The organism is Micropruina sp. (assembly GCF_047602385.1).
Taxonomy (GTDB): domain Bacteria; phylum Actinomycetota; class Actinomycetes; order Propionibacteriales; family Propionibacteriaceae; genus Micropruina.
Genome location: NZ_JASGHL010000003.1, coordinates 1 through 17,171 on the forward strand (window position 1 = coordinate 1; position 17,171 = coordinate 17,171).

The 17,171-nt window shown below is 65.7% G+C and carries 10 protein-coding genes and 3 rRNA genes; 8 read left to right on the forward strand and 5 right to left on the reverse strand.

The window, feature by feature from the left end; all coding sequences use genetic code 11:
- On the forward strand, nucleotides 1–220 hold a 220-nt coding region (locus QM711_RS09430; RefSeq protein WP_415098656.1), incomplete at its 5' end, for a hypothetical protein.
- 323 nt (nucleotides 221–543) lie between these two features.
- Here QM711_RS09430 and rrf read toward each other — a convergent pair.
- From rrf to QM711_RS09455, 5 genes are all read right to left on the reverse strand, one after another.
- Nucleotides 544–660: ribosomal RNA gene (rrf, locus tag QM711_RS09435) — 5S ribosomal RNA — on the reverse strand.
- 73 nt (nucleotides 661–733) lie between these two features.
- Nucleotides 734–3,855, reverse strand: a 23S ribosomal RNA gene (locus QM711_RS09440).
- A 327-nt stretch (nucleotides 3,856–4,182) separates the two neighbouring features.
- Nucleotides 4,183–5,696, reverse strand: a 16S ribosomal RNA gene (locus QM711_RS09445).
- Together the 16S, 23S and 5S rRNA genes form the textbook arrangement of a ribosomal RNA operon.
- 508 nt (nucleotides 5,697–6,204) lie before the next feature.
- The gene (tyrS, locus tag QM711_RS09450) at nucleotides 6,205–7,542 is read right to left on the reverse strand and encodes a tyrosine--tRNA ligase (RefSeq protein ID WP_415098658.1); all 1,338 of its coding nucleotides are present in this window, start codon (nucleotides 7,540–7,542) and stop codon (nucleotides 6,205–6,207) included.
- 98 nt (nucleotides 7,543–7,640) lie between these two features.
- A complete protein-coding gene (locus QM711_RS09455; RefSeq protein WP_415098660.1) occupies nucleotides 7,641–8,759 on the reverse strand; it encodes a hypothetical protein in 1,119 nt (372 codons plus the stop codon).
- Between the two features lie 347 nt (nucleotides 8,760–9,106).
- On the opposite strand from QM711_RS09455, the gene QM711_RS09460 reads away from it, so the two are divergent.
- The 7 genes from QM711_RS09460 to QM711_RS09490 all read left to right on the forward strand — a co-directional run bounded on the left by QM711_RS09460 (nucleotide 9,107) and on the right by QM711_RS09490 (nucleotide 17,114).
- Nucleotides 9,107–10,336, forward strand: coding sequence for a lipopolysaccharide biosynthesis protein (locus QM711_RS09460; protein WP_415098662.1), 1,230 nt, complete (start codon nucleotides 9,107–9,109; stop codon nucleotides 10,334–10,336).
- Nucleotides 10,329–11,270, forward strand: a complete 942-nt coding sequence (locus QM711_RS09465; RefSeq protein ID WP_415098664.1) for a glycosyltransferase — start codon at nucleotides 10,329–10,331, stop codon at nucleotides 11,268–11,270. The genes QM711_RS09460 and QM711_RS09465 overlap by 8 nt, the downstream gene beginning before the upstream one ends.
- A 218-nt stretch (nucleotides 11,271–11,488) precedes the next feature.
- Nucleotides 11,489–12,688: a right-handed parallel beta-helix repeat-containing protein gene (locus QM711_RS09470; RefSeq protein WP_415098666.1), complete on the forward strand. Its 1,200-nt coding sequence runs from the start codon at nucleotides 11,489–11,491 to the stop codon at nucleotides 12,686–12,688.
- Entirely contained in the window at nucleotides 12,678–13,970 is a 1,293-nt protein-coding gene (locus tag QM711_RS09475; RefSeq protein WP_415098668.1) for a nucleotide sugar dehydrogenase, read from the forward strand. The genes QM711_RS09470 and QM711_RS09475 overlap by 11 nt, the downstream gene beginning before the upstream one ends.
- 3 nt (nucleotides 13,971–13,973) lie before the next feature.
- Nucleotides 13,974–15,122 (forward strand): glycosyltransferase family 4 protein, encoded by a 1,149-nt coding sequence (locus QM711_RS09480; RefSeq protein WP_415098670.1) that lies wholly within the window; start codon nucleotides 13,974–13,976, stop codon nucleotides 15,120–15,122.
- A 13-nt stretch (nucleotides 15,123–15,135) separates the two neighbouring features.
- On the forward strand, nucleotides 15,136–16,059 hold the full coding sequence (locus tag QM711_RS09485; protein WP_415098672.1) for an NAD-dependent epimerase/dehydratase family protein: 924 nt from the start codon (nucleotides 15,136–15,138) through the stop codon (nucleotides 16,057–16,059).
- Nucleotides 16,041–17,114, forward strand: coding sequence for a hypothetical protein (locus QM711_RS09490; RefSeq protein ID WP_415098674.1), 1,074 nt, complete (start codon nucleotides 16,041–16,043; stop codon nucleotides 17,112–17,114). Before QM711_RS09485 ends, QM711_RS09490 begins: the two co-directional genes overlap by 19 nt.
- The last annotated feature ends 57 nt before the right edge of the window (nucleotides 17,115–17,171 follow it).

Sequence of the window (17,171 nt, forward strand, 5' to 3'; positions counted from 1 at the left end):
GCGGGCGTCCCTGCCCGTCCTGGACCCGGTCCGGCCGGCCGCCGCGCGCCCGGTCGTCACTGCGGCCCGCGTTGCTCTTCTCGCCACCGCGGTAGTCCGCAGCGCCGCCGGCCTGCCGATCGGCCCTGCCGTCCGTACCGCCGCGCCGCCCGTCTCGCGCTGCACCGCCCCGACCGCCGCTCGGCGCCCCGCGGGTCCCCCGAGCGGGCCCGGGTCGTGATCCGCCCGTGCCGCGCTGGTTGCCACGCTCACCGCGGCCGGACGTCGAGCCATCCGGACGTCCGCGTCCCCCGGCTCCCCAGGACTCTCGTTCCTGGCGGTTGCTACTGCGACTTCCCGGGCCGCCCTTCCGCTCACCAGCTGGCCGGTTGGCCCGATCGCCATTCGCCTTACGCACTGGCCCGCCACCGCCTCGGGACGGACGTCGCTCGCGCTCGGACGGGTGTCTTTGGTCGGTCACTCGCCCAAGTCTGCCGTTCCACCAACCGGGACGCAAAACACCCCCGTGGTGATCATTGCTGATCACCACGGGGGTGTTTAAATGTCCGGCGATGTCCTACTCTCCCACAGGGTCCCCCCTGCAGTACCATCGGCGCTGAGCAGCTTAGCTTCCGGGTTCGGAATGGAGCCGGGCGTTTCCCGCTCGCCATGATCACCGTAACTCTATGGAGTTGTCGATCGGTTCCCGACCGTTACTCAGGAACCGCACAGTGGACGCGTAACATCTTTGTAGAAAAACAAGCCCTCGGCCTATTAGTATCGGTCAGCTCCATGCATTGCTGCACTTCCACATCCGACCTATCAACCCGGTGGTCTTCCGGGGGCCTTACCAGATTAACTCTGTGGGAACCCTCATCTTGAGACGTGCTTCCCGCTTAGATGCTTTCAGCGGTTATCACTTCCAAACGTAGCCAACCAGCCGTGCTCTTGGCAGAACAACTGGCACACCAGAGGTTTGTCCGTCCCGGTCCTCTCGTACTAAGGACAGCCTCTCTCAAGATTCCTACGCGCGCAGCGGATAGGGACCGAACTGTCTCACGACGTTCTAAACCCAGCTCGCGTGCCGCTTTAATGGGCGAACAGCCCAACCCTTGGGACCGACTCCAGCCCCAGGATGCGACGAGCCGACATCGAGGTGCCAAACCATGCCGTCGCTATGGACGCTCGGGCAAGATCAGCCTGTTATCCCCGGGGTACCTTTTATCCGTTGAGTGACGGCGCTTCCACGTGCCACCGTCAGATCACTAGTCCCGACTTTCGTCCCTGCTCGAGATGTCTCTCTCACAGTCAAGCTCCCTTGTGCACTTACACTCAAAACCTGATTGCCAACCAGGCTGAGGGAACCTTTGGGCGCCTCCGTTACATTTTGGGAGGCGACCGCCCCAGTCAAACTACCCATCAGGCACTGTCCCTGATCCAGATAATGGACCTAAGTTAGATAACCAGAACGACCAGAGTGGTATTTCAACGATGACTCCACAAGAACTGGCGTCCCTGCTTCAAAGTCTCCCACCTATCCTACACAAGTCGTACCGATCACCAATACCAAACTATAGTAAAGGTCCCGGGGTCTTTCCGTCCTGCTGCGCGTAACGAGCATCTTTACTCGTAATGCAATTTCGCCGAGTTCGTGGTGGAGACAGCGCCCAAATCGTTACTCCATTCGTGCAGGTCGGAACTTACCCGACAAGGAATTTCGCTACCTTAGGATGGTTATAGTTACCACCGCCGTTTACTGGGGCTTAAGTTCAGTGCCTCGCTTGCGCTAACACGTCCCCTTAACCTTCCAGCACCGGGCAGGAGTCAGTCCGTATACATCGTCTTTCAACTTGGCACGGACCTGTGTTTTTAGTAAACAGTCGCTTGGGCCTGGTCTCTGCGACCCTCAATGCTCGAGGAGTAAATCCCGTCACACATCAGGTCCCCCTTATCCCGAAGTTACGGGGGTATTTTGCCGAGTTCCTTCACCACGATTCTCTCGATCGCCTTGGTATTCTCTACCTATCCACCTGTGTCGGTTTCGGGTACGGGCGGCTCACAACTCGCTCACGAAGATTTTCTAGGCAGCATAGGATCACCCACTTCAGGAGCCGTAGCTCCAAAAGGCATCATGTCTCAAGCACATGGGATGCGGATTTGCCTACACCCCGCCCTACACACTTACCCCGGGACAACCATCGCCCGGGATGGGCTACCTTCCTGCGTCCCTCCGCAGCTTGCCTAATACAATCGTGGGTCACAGACTCAAACCGGCTTGGACCGAAGTCCGCCACCAGCTCTCGCGTGCTTAGCATTGACTGCCTCGGCAGGGTCGTTGTTTCGCCGGTACGGGAATATCAACCCGTTGTCCATCGACTACGCCTGTCGGCCTCGCCTTAGGTCCCGACTTACCCAGGGCAGATTAGCTTGACCCTGGAACCCTTGGATATTCGGCGGACGGGTTTCTCACCCGTCATTCGCTACTCATGCCTGCATTCTCACTCGTGTGCTCTCCACGGCTGGGTCACCCCGCCGCTTCACAGCGCACACGACGCTCCCCTACCCATCCGCGCACCTGGACCACAAAGGCCTGGTTACAGCGCGAATGACACAGCTTCGGCGGATTGCTTGAGCCCCGCTAAATTGTCGGCGCAGAATCACTTGACCAGTGAGCTATTACGCACTCTTTCAAGGGTGGCTGCTTCCAAGCCAACCTCCTGGTTGTCTGTGCAACTCCACATCCTTTTCCACTTAGCAATCTCTTAGGGGCCTTAGCTGGTGTTCTGGGCTGTTTCCCTCTCGACTATGAAGCTTATCCCCCACAGTCTCACTGCCGCGCTCTCACTTACCGGCATTCGGAGTTTGGCTGATTTCGGTAAGCTTGTGGGCCCCCTAGACCATCCAGTGCTCTACCTCCGGTAAGAAACGCGCGACGCTGCACCTATATGCATTTCGGGGAGAACCAGCTATCACGTAGTTTGATTGGCCTTTCACCCCTATCCACAGCTCATCCCCTCGGTTTTCAACCCAAGTGGGTTCGGGCCTCCACGACGTCTTACCGTCGCTTCACCCTGGCCATGGATAGATCACTACGCTTCGGGTCTAGAGCACGCGACTATGTCGCCCTATTCGGACTTGCTTTCGCTACGGCTCCCCCACACGGGTTAACCTCGCCACGTACCACTAACTCGCAGGCTCATTCTTCAAAAGGCACGCCGTCACCCCCATACCAAAAGGCACAGCAGGCTCCGACGGATTGTAGGCAATCGGTTTCAGGTACTATTTCACTCCCCTCCCGGGGTACTTTTCACCTTTCCCTCACGGTACTTGTCCGCTATCGGTCATCAAGGAGTATTTAGGCTTAACGGGTGGTCCCGCCAGATTCATGCGGAATTTCAGGGGTTCCGCATTACTTGGGGTGACGCACGAGAGAGAGCGGCTTACGTCTACAGGGGTATTACCTTCTGTGCCGGAACTTCCCAGAGTCCTTCGACTTCAACACTCTTTTCTTACTCTCTGACCGGTCAACAGCCCGGTCGGTGCGGCCCCACTACCCCCAACATGCAACGCCTGTCAGCTATCACACATGCTAGGTTTGGCCTCTTCCGCGTTCGCTCGCCACTACTTACGGAATCACGGTTGTTTTCTTTTCCTGTGGGTACTGAGATGTTTCACTTCCCCACGTTCCCTCCAACTACCCTATGTGTTCAGGTAGAGGTCGCCGGACATTACTCCGGTTTCTTTCGAGGTTTCCCTATTCGGAAATCCACGGATCGAAGCTCGTTTACCAGCTCCCCGTGGCTTATCGCAGGTTACAACGTCCTTCATCGGCTCTTGATGCCAAGGCATCCACCGATTGCCCTTAGTAGCTTGTTATTTCACTACAAAGATGCTCGCGTCCACTGTGCAGTTCTCAAGAAACGGGCGGGCCCAGCTCAATCACCGACTTCCACCGGCAACCTCAACTGATCCGCTCTGTTGAAGGTGTTGCAGACGCAACCGACCCTTCAGGACCCAACAGCGTGCTCTCAGGCTTCGCTCCAGCAAAAGATGTTCCACTTCCCTTTCGGGACTGTACTGACTCTCCTGGTGACTAGGCTTCAAGTCAATGTTCCACTAGTAGCCTGCCGGCCCCACGAACACTCGCCGTGGCAAACCGTGCGCTTGGACGAGCTGATTAATTCTCGCCAAAAGGCTCCTTAGAAAGGAGGTGATCCAGCCGCACCTTCCGGTACGGCTACCTTGTTACGACTTAGTCCTAATTACCGGTCCCACCTTCGACGGCTCCCTCCACAAGGGTTGGGCCACCGGCTTCGGGTGTTACCGACTTTCATGACTTGACGGGCGGTGTGTACAAGGCCCGGGAACGTATTCACCGCAGCATTGCTGATCTGCGATTACTAGCGACTCCGACTTCATGGGGTCGAGTTGCAGACCCCAATCCGAACTGAGACTGGCTTTATGGGATTCGCTCCACCTTGCGGTATCGCAGCCCTTTGTACCAGCCATTGTAGCATGTTTCAAGCCCTGGACATAAGGGGCATGATGACTTGACCTCATCCCCACCTTCCTCCGAGTTGACCCCGGCAGTCTCCTATGAGTTCCCGGCCGAACCGCTGGCAACATAGGACGAGGGTTGCGCTCGTTGCGGGACTTAACCCAACATCTCACGACACGAGCTGACGACAGCCATGCACCACCTGTATACCGACCTTGCGGGGCACCTGTCTCCAAATGTTTCCGGTATATGTCAAACCCAGGTAAGGTTCTTCGCGTTGCATCGAATTAATGAACATGCTCCGCCGCTTGTGCGGGCCCCCGTCAATTCCTTTGAGTTTTAGCCTTGCGGCCGTACTCCCCAGGCGGGGCACTTAATGCGTTAGCTACGGCACGGAGAACGTGGAATGTCCCCCACACCTAGTGCCCACCGTTTACGGCGTGGACTACCAGGGTATCTAAGCCTGTTTGCTCCCCACGCTTTCGCTCCTCAGCGTCAGTTAATGTCCAGAGAACCGCCTTCGCCACTGGTGTTCCTCCTGATATCTGCGCATTCCACCGCTCCACCAGGAATTCCGTTCTCCCCTACATTCCTCAAGTCTGCCCGTATCGAAAGCAGGCTCGGGGTTAAGCCCCGAGTTTTCACTTCCGACGCGACAAACCGCCTACGAGCTCTTTACGCCCAATAATTCCGGACAACGCTCGCACCCTACGTATCACCGCGGCTGCTGGCACGTAGTTAGCCGGTGCTTCTTCTGCAGGTACCGTCAGTTTCGTCCCTGCTGAAAGCGGTTTACAACCCGAAGGCCGTCATCCCGCACGCGGCGTTGCTGCGTCAGGCTTTCGCCCATTGCGCAATATTCCCCACTGCTGCCTCCCGTAGGAGTCTGGGCCGTATCTCAGTCCCAGTGTGGCCGGTCGCCCTCTCAGGCCGGCTACCCGTCGTCGCCTTGGTAAGCCATTACCTCACCAACAAGCTGATAGGCCGCGAGCCCATCCCTGACCGTCGGAGCTTTCCAACCTCCCAGATGCCTAAGAGGTTCATATCCGGTATTAGCAGCTGTTTCCAACTGTTATCCCAGAGTCAAGGGTAGGTTGCTCACGTGTTACTCACCCGTTCGCCACTGATCAGAAAAGCAAGCTCCTCATCACCGTTCGACTTGCATGTGTTAAGCACGCCGCCAGCGTTCGTCCTGAGCCAGGATCAAACTCTCCGTTGAAAACTTTCAGCACCGACCGAAGCCGGCATGTGCTGTCAAAGGATTGCCTGACACTGACAGGATCCATTGCTGGATCTATCAATAATCAAAGGAATCACGTCCAAGAGACAACAGCCTCAAGGGACGGGATATTCGTTGTTCGCACACCCCGAAGGGTGCACATTGCATTGACTTTCAAGCACGCTGTTGAGTTCTCAAGATTCGGGTGCGCACCACGCCTCAGCCTCACGACCGCCGCTTGGGGCAACTCGACCTACCTTACAAGGGCTTGTGCTCGGTGTCAAACCAAGCTATCCTGCCCCACCCACCCCACAACAAACACCAGGCCTAGGCGGCTCCTGACCTGGAGACACACCGTACCCGCACTGCTCTGGATTGGAATCCCTCCGGCCCGTCCGCCCCGAATCTCTCCAGGCCGTCCGTCTCACCGAGAAGGCTTGGTAAACACTACGGAGCCGGCCGCACGCGGTCAAATCCGGCCCGACGCCCGGGCGTGTCTGCCTTCTGGCTAGGGGTGCAGCGGAGTCTGTGGCCGCAGGACCGCCGACACGGCGTCCGTAGGCGCGATCCGATCGGTGAGGCCGACTTCCACCTTCACGGCGCCGACGGTGCGACGTCCGCGGCGAAGGACCACCAACCCACCGGCCAGCACGTCGTCCGCGGTCAGCTGCATCGATGGATCGGTCACCTTCGCGTTGTTGAGGTAGGCGCCGCCCTCGGAGATCGCCCGACGGGCCGCCGACTTGCTGGCCACCACCCCCGACGCCTCCAGCGCGTCGACGATGCTGGGCAGCCCCTGGTCACCGGGCAGCAGCCGGGCCCCGAGCTCGTCCCCCACCGCACGCAGGGTGTCAGCCGGCAGACCGGCAAGTTCGCCGCGTCCGAAGATGGCCTGGGCCGCCGCCGTCGCAGCCTCGCGCTCGGTGACCGAGTGCACCAGGTCGGTGATGTCGTCGGCCAGGGCGCGCTGGGCGATCCGCAGGTGCGGCGCCTCGGCGGACCGTGCGGCAATCTCTTCGAGTTCCGCCCTGGGTCGCTCACTGAACACCTTCAGGTAGTCCAGCACCTTGGCGTCCTCGGAGTTCAGGAAGAACTGGTGGAACGCGTAGGGCGAGGTCATCGCCGGATCGAGCCAGACCGTTCCCGACTCGGTCTTGCCGAATTTGGTGCCGTCGGCCTTGGTCAGCAACGGCGTCGCCAGGGCGTGCACCTTCGCCGCCTCGGACCGGCGGATCAGCTCGACGCCTGCAGTGATGTTCCCCCACTGGTCGGAACCGCCGGTCTGCAGGGTGCAGCCGTGCCGCCGGAACAGCTCGCGGTAGTCCAGCGATTGCAGTAGCACGTAGGAGAACTCGGTGTAGGAGATCCCGGACTCGAGGCGGGCCTTGACCACCTCGCGATCGAGCATCCGGTTCACCGGGAAGTGCTTGCCGACGTCGCGCAGAAAGTCCAGCGTCGACAGCTCGGCCGTCCAGTCGTAGTTGTTCACCACCACCGCGCCGTTGTCGCCGTCGAACGAGATCAGCCGGCTGACCTGGTCGCGGATCCGGGCCACCCATTCGCCGACCAGCTCCCTGGGGTTCATCGAGCGCTCGCCGGCCTGTTTCGGGTCACCGATCAGGCCGGTGGAGCCGCCGACCAGCAAGATCGGGCGGTGCCCTGCTCGCTGTAGTGCCCGGGCCACCATGATCTGCACCAGATTGCCCATGTGGATGCTGGGTGCGGTGGGATCGAAACCGACGTAGAAGGTGATCGGTCCGGCGTCCAGGTGCGCGCGCAGCGCGTCGGCATCGGTGGAGTGGGCGATCAGGCCCCGCCAGGACAGCTCTTCGAATACGTCGGTCACGCTGGGTAAGCGTAGCGAAACGGGCCACTCCGCCAGCTGTCCGGACCACTGCCACGCGACCCCGCCGCAACGCAGCGCCCGTCTGGCGCCGTCACCGCTCAGGCCTTGGCGGCAGACACGGGGGTGCCGGCGGCCACATCGGTGTGTGCGCCGGAACCGGGAACCACCCGCTGGGACGTCCGTAACACCAGCGCCACCAGCATGCCCCACACCAGCCAGATCAACGGCCGAAGCAGATTCCCCTCGAAGCTCGACTCCACCGCGAACGACAGCAGGACGGCGGCCACGCCCACGCCGACGATCCGCTGCAGGACCGGCCTGGTGCTCGGATTGCGGCGAACCCACCACACGCCGGTCCAGACCAGGACGGCCGACAGCGCGAGCCCGGCCGGCACACCGAAGGCAAGGACCTGCTGCGCGTAGGTGTTGTGCACGTCGACACCGGTTCCCGCCCCGGCGCCCAGCAACCAGCCCCGACCCAGGTCTGCCCAGAAGCCGGCCAGCAGGTCGAAGCGCGCGTCCACGTTCGCCATGCTGAGCCTGGCCAGCACCAGCCGGCCCATGGTGGGATTCACCGCCGTGACCACGCCGGCCAGGACCACCACCGGGACGAGCCAACGCAGCGCCCGCAACACTCCCCGACGCCAGGCCTTGGTGGTCAGCAGATAGACGGCGGTGACCAGGACCAGCGCGACCAGCGCCCCGCGGCTGAAGGTGAGCACCAACGCGACCGCGGCGGCCAGGGCACAGCCGATGTCCCACGCCTTGCGGGTCCGCATCGCCCAGCTGACCAGGGGCACCAGCAGCAGCACCAGCAGCGTGGCCAGATTGTTGGACCGGCCGATCCACGGATGACTCAGCCGCACGTAGTACGACCAGTAGTCGCCCGAGCGAGGGACCACCTCACTGGGCGGTTGAAAGCCGGGCACGTGCAGCCACAGCAACACCCCGGGAACGATCAGCAGCACGAGCAGCAGCTGCGCCCACCGGTGCCAGGACCGGTCCCGCACCGAGCGCAGGAAGGTCACTGCATAGGCGAACACCAGGAGCGACTCGATGCTCACCACGATGTGGACCACGGTGTCGCCACGATCGACCGTCCAGAGCAGCGAGACCACCCCGAGCACCAGCATCGACAGGCCCAGCACCAGATAGGGTCGCGGCACCCGCGGCCAGCCCTGACGCCGGACCAGGAGCAGCCACGGAACGAACAACACCGCCACAGCCAGGTCAAAGATCGATATGGAACGACCCAAAGCGGGCACCCCGAACCGCACCGGTAAGGCGGCACAGACAAGCAACACCAGCAATGCGTAGGAGTGCGCGCCGAGACCGGCGAAGAAACGCCAAACGGCAACGCTGATCGACACTAGACGGTGTCGAGAACGTTCGATAAGCGGGGCAGCATGGGGGTGCATAGATGTGGAAGTATAGGACATGGCCCCCACCATCCGGGGCTACCATTTTCGCCGATGCATTGGACCCAGCGCTCCGAAGACAAGGGGAAAGGCATGATCCCGGCCGATCGCAGGGCAGCGGAATTCCCGCCGCTCGACGCAGCGTCGTGCTGAGGAGGCTGCGCTCGGCGATTTCGGACGATGTCATCGACCTGTTCGCCTCGCAGTTGATCGCCGTGTCGGCGTCCATGCTGCTGACGCTGTTCACGGCGAGCACCCTCGGCGCCCACGGCCGCGGGGTGTTCGCGCTGGTCATCGGAACCGCCAACCTGATCGCCCAAGCGGTGTCGTTCAGCCTGCACGTCGGGGCGGCGAACGCCTACCGGTCCGGCGACGGCGGCGCGATCAGGCACCAGCTCAAGGTGGCCGCGCTGCTCGCCCTCGCCGTGCTGGTGGTGGGGGTGCCGATCAGCCTCGCCCTGCCGCAGGGCACCACGCTCGGCCCGGTCGAGGGCGTGCTGATCTGCGTGCTGGCGGCCGTGCTGCTGATCCAGTCCTTCGCCACCGGAACCATCCAGGGCGTCGGCCTCGCCGCCGTGTACCGACGCCTGGTGACGATCAATGCCCTGCTCGGGCTCGCACTGGGCCTGATCAGTGCCTTCCTGACCCGGTCGCCGACGCCGGTGCTGTTGAGCTGGGCCGCGGCCTCGGTGGTCACCTCGCTCGCCGCGCTTCCGGTGCTGCGGCGGCTGAGTCAGGACGGCGGCACCACGATCCCGGTGCGTTCCGTGCTCACCGACTCCGCCGCCGCCCATGTCGGCAGCCTGGGCCAGCAGCTGCTCTTCCGAGCGGACATCCCGATCCTCGGCGCCTTCGCACCGATCCGGGAGGTCGGCCTCTACTCCGTCGCGTCCCCGGTCGCGAACGTCGTCTTCCTGCTCGCCCAGACCGCCAGCATGGCCACCTTCGGAGTCGGACGCGAGGGCAACTCGCTGCCCGCCCACGAAACCCGACTCCGTCGGATCCTCGGGATCTATCTGGCCGTCGCGATACCCACCGCGCTGCTGCTGATGGCCGGCGGCGCCTGGCTGATCCCCCGCCTGCTCCCCGAGTTCACCCAGACACCGCTGTTGATCGCCCTGCTGGTGCCGGGCACCGTGGTCCAGGGAGTGGCCCGGATCGGATTGGCCAGCCTGTTCGCCCGCTCGGACCAGCGGTCGTCGATGATCGTGGGCATCGGCTCGGCGCTGCTGTCGCTGGCCTACTTCCCGGCCATCATCGGGGCCGGCGCGGTCGGTGCGGCGGTCGCTTCGTCGGCCATCTACTGCGCCCAGGCCGCGCTGGTGGGCCTTGTGCTGAGGCGGACCCGGACGCCGGTGGTGAGCGCCGATGAGTGAGATCGCCGCGGTCGTGGTGGCGCACAACTCGGCCGACACGATCGGCGCCTGCCTCGAGGGCATCCTTGCCGACCCCGCCGCGCGGGTCTGCGTGGTGGACAATGCCGGCGACGCCAGAACAGCCGCGATCTGCGCGGCCCTCGCCGGGGACGGCCGGGTCGATTACCTCGACCCGGGTGCGAACCTCGGCTACGCGCGAGCGGCCAACCTTGGGCTCGCCGGGCTGGCCGGGGCCGGCTACGTCGCCGTGGTCAACCCCGACGTCCGGCTGACCAGGACGCTGTCCGACCTGATCGCGGTGGCCGACCCGGGCAGCCGCAACGTGGTGGCCGGGCGGCTGGCCTCGCCCAGGGACGCGCGCGGCGTCAACGCCCGGCCGGCCACCACGTTCCGGCGCGAGGCGGCGAAGGCGCTGCTCGGTTCGCGTGCCTACCGACTGCGGCCGGCGCCGGCCGGAACGATACGACCGGTCGACCAACTGGACGGCGCGCTGATGGTGATGAGCGCGTCGCGCTGGCGCGAACTGGGTGGTTTCGATGAACGCTTCGAGCTGTATTACGAAGACGTCGACCTGTGCTCCCGGATCCGCGCGAATGGCGCCTGCCTGCTGGTGAATGCGCCGTGGGGCGAACACGTCGGCGGGCACAGCTTCCAGCGTTCCTCCGGAACGGCGTTCGTAGCCCAACGAGTCAGCCGGGTCCGCTATGCGCGACAATGGTGGCGGCCATCCATCCTGTCCGGTGCGGCGGTGTTCGGCGTCACATTCCTCGAACTCGCTGTACGCTCGCTCACTCACCAATCCGAAGGCCAGCGAACACGCACCCGTGCGGCGCGCCGCGTGTTAGCCGAACTACATAAGCCCGGCAGCCAGACCGTGCTGATCGCCGCACCACCCCCGACCCAAACCCAGACCCCAGGGAAAAACGAACGTTGAATACCCCCATTCATCGCCGGACACTGCTCGGATTCGGTTCGCTCGCGGTACTCGCCGGATGTACCGCGGCGCTGCCGATTCAATCGACCACGCCCGCTGCGTCGCCGTCGGAATCCCCCGGCCTTGGGCCGGGCAGCCCCCGGCCCAGCGGCACGGTACCCGCCAGCCCGGCTCCGCGGCCGCCAACGGCGTCCGCGCCGCCGGCCGGGCCGCGTACGGTGCCCCAGCCCCGGTTCGCCCTGGCGAAAGCGCCGGGCGGCGGCATCGACGGCGACCGCCTCGATCGCGCCCTGGCCGCGCTGCCGCCGTTTCGCGGTGGCGCCCTCCGCCGGGTCGTGGTCCGGCCTGGGACCTACCGCAGGCGGACCGTGCTGCGGATGCCGTCCGGGGTCCATCTGGTCGCGGCCGGTGCCCGGTTCGTCAGTGACGTTCCGGGAGCCCAGGAGCCGCTGGTCGCGATCAGCGGAGCACGCGATGTCCGGATCGAGGGCGGCATCTGGGACGGCAACGCCAAGCAGGTCCGGGTTGCCACCGAGTGGAAGCACGTGATCCGCGTCCACAACTCACGACGCATCACCCTCACCGGCCTGATCACCCAGAACGCACGCGGCGACGGGATCTATCTGGGCACCCACACCACCGCCTGCCAGGACATCACCATCCATTCGGTGAAGAGCCAGCACAACTATCGCAACGGCATGTCGATCACCGCCTGCACCGGGCTGACCTGCACCGACTCGATCTTTTCCGCGAACGGGCGGACGGCACCGATGGCCGGCGTCGACATCGAGCCCAACGACCCGCGGGCGCCGATCCGGGCCCTGGAGTTCACCCGGTGCGCGTTCACCGGGAACGCCGCCCGCGGCTTCCTGCTGGTGATGCAGCGCAGCAGCCCTGACCTGCCGGGCTCGGTCCGGCTCGATCAGTGCACGGTCGAGAAGAACGCGATGCCCTCGGGCAACACGTCGCTGTGGGCCGGGATCACGCTGATCCGACCGCGCGGCGTCCTGATCACGAACAGCCTGGTGACCAGCAATCACGTCGGAGTGGCGGTGCAGAGCCGGCGTGGCACCGACCCCGCGTCCCAGCTGAATCGCGGAACCGTCGAACTCGACCGGGTGGACGTGGTGGACAGCAACCGGGAGGGTCTGAGGCTGCTCAGCGGCGTCCGGCGGCTGCGGGTGAGCCGAACCCAGTTCCTGTCCAACTCACGGGAACCGGACGGCTTCTTCAGCGGCATCCTGCTCGGCGGCGGATCGGATATGACGTTCACCGAGTGCAGTTCGCGGGGTGCCCGCAGGTTCGGGCTGCAGGCCGCGTCGACCGTGCGCAAGGTGCGGCTGACCCGCTGCGACCTGAGTGGAAACGAAGAGGGGGAGCTCGACGCCCCCCGGACGGGAGTGACCGTTGTCCAGTGAGCGAGTGCTGCCCAGTGACCCACCCACCCGGCTGGTCGTGATGGGCCAGGGCTATGTCGGGCTGCCGATGGCGCTGAGGGCCGCCGAGACCGGCATGACGGTGACCGGATTCGACACCAACACCTCCGTCACCGCGGCCCTCCAGGCGGGCGAGTCACATATCGGAGACGTCGGCCCGGACCAGCTCGCCGCCGGGCTGGCCAACGGCTACCGCGCGACGTCCGACCCGGACTGCCTGGCCGAGGCCGATGTGGTGCTGGTCTGTGTGCCGACCCCGCTCGGGCCGGGTGGCGGCCCCGATCTCGGCGCGGTGGAGTCCGCTGCGGACCTGATCGGCGCCCGGGTCCGTCCCGGCACCCTGTGCGTGCTGGAGTCGACCACCTACCCGGGCACCACCGAGGAGGTGTTCGCGCCGCGAGTCTGCGGCGATCGCCTGGTGGTCGGCTCGTCGGTGCACATCGCCTTCTCGCCCGAACGGATCAACCCCGGCCAGACCGAGTACGGGGTGCGCAACACCCCCAAGGTGGTCGGCGGACTCACGCCGGAGTGCACCAGCCGCGCCACCGAGTTCTACCGCCGGTTCGTCGACCAGGTGGTCAGCGCGAAGGGCGCCAAGGAGGCCGAGATGGCCAAGCTGCTGGAGAACACCTTCCGGCATGTGAACATCGCCCTGGTCAACGAGATGGTGCGGTTCAGTCGCGAGCTCGACATCGACCTGTGGGACGCGATCGACTGTGCCGAGACCAAGCCGTTCGGCTTCATGGCTTTCCGTCCCGGACCGGGCGTCGGCGGGCACTGCATCCCGGTCGACCCCTCGTACCTGAGCCACCGGGTCCGGGCATTGCTCGGCTACTCCTTCCGGATGGTCGAGCTGGCCGAGGAGGTCAACCACGCCGCCCCGCTGTACGTGGCGCAGCGGGTGGCCGACGAACTGAACCGGCGCGCACTCCCGGTCCGCGGTTCGCACGTGCTGTTGCTCGGCGTCACCTACAAGCCGGATGTGGCGGATCTGCGTGAGACGCCGGCCGCTCCGCTGGCAGCGCGGCTGATCCAGCAGGGCGCCCGGATCACCTATCACGATCCGCTGGTCACCGGCTGGACGGCCGGAGGCGCGGCGGTGGAGTCCGTGCCGGATCCCTATGCCGCCGCGGCCGGCGCCGATCTGGTGGTGCTGCTCCAGGCACATGCCGCCTACGACCTCGGCCGACTGGTCGCCAGCGGCGCCCAGCTGCTCGACACCCGCGGCGTCCTGGACGTGGGCGGCACAGTGACCAGGCTCTGATCGATGACCGCACAGACCGTCCTCTACGGCGTGACCGTCGGCACCAGCGTCCAGACCCTGCTCCGGGGCCAGTTGGGCTGGCTGGCCGCTCAGGGCTGGGACGTCCACCTGGCCTGCTCCCCCGGTCCCGGCCTTGATGCCGGCGCGGCCAGGGAGGGGTGCACCGCGCACCCGGTGCGGATGGCGCGCACACCGAGCCCGCTGCGCGACCTCGGCGCCTTGCTGGCCTGGTACCGGCTGATCCGCCGGGTGCGGCCCGAGGTGACCAACGTCAGCACCCCGAAGGCCGGCCTGATCGGCTCGCTGGCCGCGTGGCTGGCGCGGGTGCCCCGGCGGATCTACGTGATCCGCGGGCTCCGCCTGGAGGGCGCCAGCGGGCTGTCGCGGCGACTGCTGTGGCTGACCGAGCGGCTGACCATCGCGTTGTCGAGCGAGGTGATCGTGGTCAGCCGCAGCCTCGGCGCGGTGCTGAGGGGGGAACGGCTGCTCGGCGGCACACCGGCCCGGCTGATCGGCGACGGCAGCAGCAACGGCGTGGACGCGGCGGCGATCGCCGCCCGCGCGGCCGCGGCCGACGCTCCGGAACTGCGGCGTCGGCTCGGCCTACCGGCCGACGCGCTGGTGGTCGGATTCGTCGGCCGGCTGGTCGCGGACAAGGGCATCGGCACCCTGCTGGACGCCGTCGGCAGCGCCCGGGTCCCCCGCGCGTTGCTGCTGATCGGCAGCGTGGACGAGCCGTCGATCGCGGCGGCCCTGGCCGGGTGCGAGGTTCCCGTGGTCCACGTGCCCTGGACCGACGACGTGGCCCCGTATTACGCGTGCATGGACGTGCTCTGCCTGCCGACCCTGCGCGAGGGCTTTCCCAACGTCGTGCTCGAGGCGGCCGCGGCCGGCGTCCCCAGTATCGCCAGCGACGCCACCGGTGCGGTGGACGCGGTGGTCCACGAGGTCACCGGGCTGACCGTGCCGGTCGGCGATGCCACAGCCCTGGTCGAGGCGATCGACCGGCTGGGCGCCGACCCCGGCGAACGGGAACGCTTCGGCGCTGCGGCCGCCGAACGCGCCCAGCGGGACTATCGCCCCGAACGAATCTGGTCCGGGGTGTCCGCCGCCATGCGCGGCCACTGGACCACCGATACCGAGCTAGTGTGAATCGAGAAACGACGTGAGACTGCTGATCACCGGCGGCGCCGGCTTCATCGGATCCAACCTGGCCCGGATCGCGCTCGCCGCGGACGCCGAGGTGGCGATCATCGACGACCTGTCGACCGGGTACCGGGAGAATCTCACCGGTCTCGACGTCGAGTTCATCGAGGCGTCCATTCTCGATCCCGGACCGCTGGCGCGCGCCGTCGCCGGCGCCGACTCGATCGTCCACCTGGCGGCGCTGGGCAGCGTGCCGCGCAGCATCGCCGACCCGGTGACCACCCATGAGGTCAATGCGACCGGAACGCTGGCCGTGCTGCGGGCGGCCCGGCGGGCCGAGGTGGCGCATGTCGTGGTCGCCTCCTCATCGTCGGTGTACGGACTCAACCCGGCCCGGCCCAAGCACGAACGGGAGTGGGTCCGGCCGCTCAGCCCCTACGCGGTCAGCAAACTGGCCACCGAGCAGTACGCGCTGGCCTTCCAGCAGTCCTTCGGCCTGGACACGCTCGCCTTCCGGTTCTTCAACGCCTACGGACCCGCCCAGCGGGCTGGTCACGCCTATGCGGCAGTCATTCCGATCTTCATCGACAAGGCACTGCGGGGCGAGCCGCTGCCGGTCAACGGCGACGGGCTGACCTCACGCGACTTCACCTTCGTCGAGACGGTGTGCAGGACCCTGCTGGCGGCGGCCCAGCGCCGAGCCACCCATCCCGAACCGGTCAACCTGGCGTTCGGAACGAACACCTCGTTGAACGAACTGATCGCCGAACTGTCCCGGATCCTCGGCCGATCGCTGACCGTGCAGCACGGCGCCGAACGGGCCGGCGACGTCCGGCACTCGAAAGCCGATCCGGCCACCCTGCACCGGCTCTTCCCCGAGATCGAGCCGGTGCCCTTGGTCACCGGCCTGGAGAGGACGGTGGAGTGGTTCCGGAACCTCTGACGAGCACCGCGGACGCCGACCTGGTCGCGCTGTCCAGTTACTCGGTCCGCGCGGGCAGCACCCGGGTGCGACTGTACGACTGGTTCGCCCATCTCGGCCTGCGGGCAGAGGCCCAGTGTTACGCGGGCCTGCCGAACGGCCGCCCCGGCACCCTGGCCCGCCATCTGCCCCAGGTACTGGCCGCCGAGCGACGACTACGCCGGCTGGACCTCACCGGGCGCCGGGTGATCCTGTCCCGGTCGGCCAGCCCGCTGAGCCGCGGCGGCATCGAACGGCGACTGCTGGGGCAGTCCGCGCACGCCGTCTTCGACTTCGACGACGCCATTCACCTGGTGGTCAACTGGCGCGACCGGGTGGCTGACGCGACGGCGAAATTCGAGACCTGCGTACGTGCCGCCGATGTGGTCATCGCCGGCAACGATCTGCTCGCCGAGGTCGCCGCCGACCTGCACGACAACGTGGTGATGATCCCGTCGTGCATCGAGCCCGATGACTACCTGGTGAAGACCGACTGGTCGCTGGACGCCCCCGCCCGGCTGGTGTGGATCGGCTCGATGGCCACCGAGCGCTACCTGTTGCCGGTGCTGCCGGCGCTGGACCGGCTGCACCGTGAGCTCGGCGTCGAGCTGAAGGTGATCAGCACGGGTCGACCGAATCCGGGCTTCGGGAACCGCGACTGGATTCGCTACGTGCCCTGGACACCGGCCAGCGCGGCGTCCGAACTGAATGCCGCCGACCTGGCCATCGCGCCGCTCAGCGACACCCCTTTCGCCCGCGGGAAATGTGCGTACAAGGTGCTGCAGTACGCCGCCACCGGATTGCCCATCGCCGGATCGCCGGTCGGTGCGAACAGCCTCGCGCTGGAGCGTTTCGGCGGCCTCAGCGTCGCCGCCGACTGGTACCGGCCGTTGCGCTCGCTGATCGAGGCGACGGCGTCCGAGCGGGCCCGACTGGGCGTCCGGGCGGCGGACACGGTGCGTAAGCACTACTCGTTCGCCGCCTGGGCCGGCCAGTGGCGGGCAGCCCTGGATCTGCCCATTCTCGACGCTCGCTGAGCCCGTCCGCTCCGGCCCGAGGCGGAGCCCCCGATCCCTGGCCGGCGTCCACTCCCC